2 protein-coding genes are annotated in these 3,220 nt (G+C 41.1%); both read right to left on the reverse strand.

Going from position 1 to position 3,220, the window contains the following annotated elements:
- On the reverse strand, positions 1 to 2,187 hold a 2,187-nt coding region (locus Q8907_14920), incomplete at its 3' end, for a glycoside hydrolase family 2 TIM barrel-domain containing protein (GenBank protein MDP4275564.1).
- Positions 2,188 to 2,241: 54 nt separating this feature from the next.
- A complete protein-coding gene (locus Q8907_14925; protein MDP4275565.1) occupies positions 2,242 to 3,207 on the reverse strand; it encodes a glycoside hydrolase family 43 protein in 966 nt (321 codons plus the stop codon).
- Positions 3,208 to 3,220 lie beyond the last annotated feature (13 nt).

The following is a 3,220-nucleotide window of genomic DNA, read 5'->3' on the forward strand; positions in this document are numbered from 1 at the left end:
GCCGTAATCTGGAACTAATTTCCCGTCGCTATTATACACCTGAGCTTCGGCAGTAACAGACTTAATACCGTAGGGCCGGTTATTAACAACTTTAACCGAGTTGGTTGCAGGGTTCCATTGAATATGAACAGGTTCACAGGCTATCTTGCTGCCAAAATAGGCACCTGTAAGGTCAAAATAATAATCGTAGGTTTGCCAGATCATGGTAGGATAAGCTGACTGACTCATCCATATAAGCATTCCGGAAGCATCTTTCCACATATGATCATTCCAGGCTTCGTACATAGCCTTCAGGGTTTCCACGTTCATGAGTTGAGCTTTTTTACAGAAATCCTCTATCGTAGCCGAAACGCCATACCGAGCATTCATATCATTGATATACCTGACCGGATCTGAACCTCCCCCCAATGCTCCATCGGTACAGAAGAAATGCTTTGCCCACATGTTGGTATTGCTTTTTACAGCTTCAGCGGTAGGAGGAACCCAATATTCTGAAGGCATAAATTTCTTAAAACTTTCAACATTCACGAAAGTGGCTGTTCCCAGTTCACTGCGCATTCCATAGCTGTCTTTCGAAAACAGATAACCATTATGAGGATCGGTAAAATAGGTTTTAGGATCAACATTTCCCCAGATACCGCTGCCTGAAAGATTTCTACTCCCTCCATGAATAGAAAAATTCGGATTATTCTCCCCTGCGTTGGATCGTGCTATATAAATTCTATCCTCACCATCGAAATCCTTTACAGCATTCCTTATTGTCATATTCAAAGGACCATTGGGATCGCCCCCGGGGACGCCCTCATTAGCACCGCACCAAATTATTAGGGAGGGATGATTCCTTAGCCTTTTCACCTTCTCTACAGCATTTCTCTTAAAAATGCCAATACTGTCAATTGAACCAAAATTGTTCAACCAAAAGTCGTCCCATACCATAATACCATATTGGTCGCAATAATTATAAAAATCCTCATCCGTAACCTCGCCTGTCCAATTGCGGATAACATTAAAATTCATCTCTTTATGAAAACGTATGCGGGGTTCATAATCCTTTCCTCTTACTTTTAACATATAATCGGACATTCCCCAATTCCCTCCTTTAAGAAGAATGGGTACATCATTCACATAAACACGCATGGGGCCGTTAAGCGAAGTTGTATCCATAGAAATCTTCCGGATGCCGAACATTTTAGAGGAAACATCGGATACTTCACTGTGATTGATCACAAACCTAACCGTGCATGTATAAAGGTGCTGAGTCCCATCCTTTTGGCCACCGTAACCATTGGGCCACCAGAGTTCGGGATTTTTTACGCTTAGCTGGGGAAATTCAGATGAATTGAAGGAAACTGTTTTAACTGAATCCGGATAGAGAGTAATTTCATGACTAACAATTACAATATTTCCCGGATTTATAACAGCTTTAACTATTCCCGAAACAGGGTTGGAAGTAGAATTTCGTAAATTAATTCCAACAAAAAGATTAGCAAGCTGATGATTTGGTAATTCTGTCCTAACCCAGGGATCCTCAATGCTTACAGCTCCGGTTGTACAAAGAGTAACACTATCCGTAATCCCGCTGTTGTATCCGGGAACCGAAGGCATCCAATCCCATCCGGCACTGCTTAAATAAGTAGGGCATTCCCAATTTGCCAATGGGTGATTATGTTGGGGATCATTGCGCGGAGGTAAAACTAAAACAGCAATTGCATTTTTCTTTTCGCTTATTAAGAGATCCGTAATATCATATTTTCCCCTTTCCATAGGCCCTTTCAAAGTGCCCAGATGATGCCCGTTGAAATAAATCTCGCCAATTTTGTGTATACCATTAAACTTAAGCCACATACGTTTATCAGCAGGTAATTTTGATGCGACAAATTCTGTACGGTACCAATAAGGTTTGTTGTATTTGGCATGATCCACCTTGTAAATATTATCAGCATAATCTGGATTAGGCTCTTTACCAGCAAGGACATAGGAATAGAAAACAGTTCCAGGAACAATGGCATTTACCCAGCCTTTAGGAACAAAATCAGGCATCGAAATCTTTTCGCCTTCAACGGCAACATCACTTTGAGCAATCAACCTCCATTTAAGCGGTCCCGAATTTTTCTGCCCAAGGGCCATTAGTTGTATAAATACAAAAAAGTACAAAAAGGCAAACAAGGATGCAATCTTTCGGTTCATAGCTATTTGTTTAAATATTCAGGATTATTCGGAATTGATTGAATATAAATAGGGTCATCTCCGGCTCCCTGGTAAAGGCCTAGCCGCAACTCCTTTAAAGGTCATTATTACCGGTTCTATGTTCCCTTGTTTGTCGAATTTCATTCTGTCAATGCATGTCACCCTTGAATTACCGGCCGTCTCATGTAATGGCCTGCGATGATATACAATATACCATTCATCGGTCCCGGGAATATTAATAACCGAATGATGTCCGGCACCTGTGGCGACCAAACTGTCCCGTTGGAGGATTGTTCCTTTGCGCTCAAAGGGGCCAAAAGGCGAATCAGCAACCGAATAAGCAACCTTATAATCAGGCCCTCCCCATCCCCCTTCGGACCACATAAAATAATACTTGCCCTTACGTGTAAACATTACAGGTCCTTCAACATAACCTTTTGGAGTGATTTCACGGAATAAAGCACCATCGCTTAAAGGAAGAAACCCTGTAAAATCGTTCTTTAATTTTACGATATTACAATGACCCCATCCCCCATATATCATATAATACGATCCATCCTTATCCTTAAAAACAAACTGATCGATAGGCTGAGCTCCATGAACTATTTTATTTAATAAAGGTTTTCCAAGATAATCCTTAAAAGGCCCTTCAGGATTACTTGCAATTCCAATACCAATGCCTCCTAGCTGATCATCCTTTTGAATATCGTTAGCACTGAAAAACAGGTAAAACTTACCTTTCTTCTCCACAATCGCCGGAGCCCACATTGCACGACTAGCCCATTTTATCGATGCAGTATCGATAATCCGGCTGTGCTTGGTCCAGTGTACAAGATCAGGAGAAGAAAAAGCATCCATAAATACCTGTTTATCGTAAAAATCAGAAAAAGTCGGATAAACCCAATATTTCCCGTTTAAAATAGCGCCTTCAGGATCTGCATACCATCCTTTGAAAACAGGATTACCGGCACTGGAAATCTTCTTATTTGACAGCTCCTGTTTTGGCAACTGACAATACATATTTTTCGCTGAC

Source organism: Bacteroidota bacterium, from assembly GCA_030706565.1.
In the GTDB taxonomy this organism is placed as follows: Bacteria; Bacteroidota; Bacteroidia; order Bacteroidales; family JAUZOH01; genus JAUZOH01.